This is a genomic window from Ruegeria sp. AP12 (assembly GCF_056540025.1).
Window position 1 is genome coordinate 1 of record NZ_JBQFVZ010000251.1, and the last position, 624, is coordinate 624.

At 60.7% G+C, this 624-nt stretch carries 2 protein-coding genes; both read left to right on the top strand.

Features of this window, described 5'->3' with window-relative positions; all coding sequences use genetic code 11:
- Positions 1–212 (top strand): HAD hydrolase-like protein (locus ACR0E6_RS22570; protein WP_480587587.1); only part of this gene is annotated, 212 nt, incomplete at its 5' end.
- 4 nt (positions 213–216) lie between these two features.
- Positions 217–624 (top strand): ATP12 family protein (locus ACR0E6_RS22575; RefSeq protein WP_480587590.1); only part of this gene is annotated, 408 nt, incomplete at its 3' end.

The following is a 624-nucleotide window of genomic DNA, read 5'->3' on the forward strand; positions in this document are numbered from 1 at the left end:
TTCAGACTGCGCTGGCGGAAACCGGTGTTGAGGCCGCGCACGCGGTCATGATCGGGGATACCAGCTTTGACATGGATATGGCCGCTGCTGCTGGCGTGACCGGGATCGGGGTGTCGTGGGGGTACCATGACACTGCTGCGCTAAGTGCGGCCTCTTGTGTGATTGAAACATTCGACCAGCTGCCGGATACGCTGGCCACTCTTTGGAAGTGAAGACATGAGCGACTGGAAACCGAAACGCTTTTGGACAAACAGCATCACGGTCGAGGCCGAGGACGGCTATACGGTCGAGCTGGATGGCCGCCGGGTCAAAACGCCGGCCAAGGCCGCATTGATTCTGCCGACCAAAGCGATGGCTGAAGCCGTTGCCGCTGAATGGGATGCACAAGACAAAGAGGTGGACCCGACCACCATGCCCTTTACCCGCTCGGCCAATGCGGCGATCGACAAGGTGCGCATCCAGCACGGCGAAGTAGCGGATATGCTGGCGGACTATGGTGACTCCGATCTGCTGTGCTATCGCGCCACCCATCCTCAGGAACTGCAGGAGCGTCAGGCCGCAGACTGGGATCCGGCGTTGGACTGGGCTGCCGAGACACTACAGGCACGTCTGATTCCCGTGGCG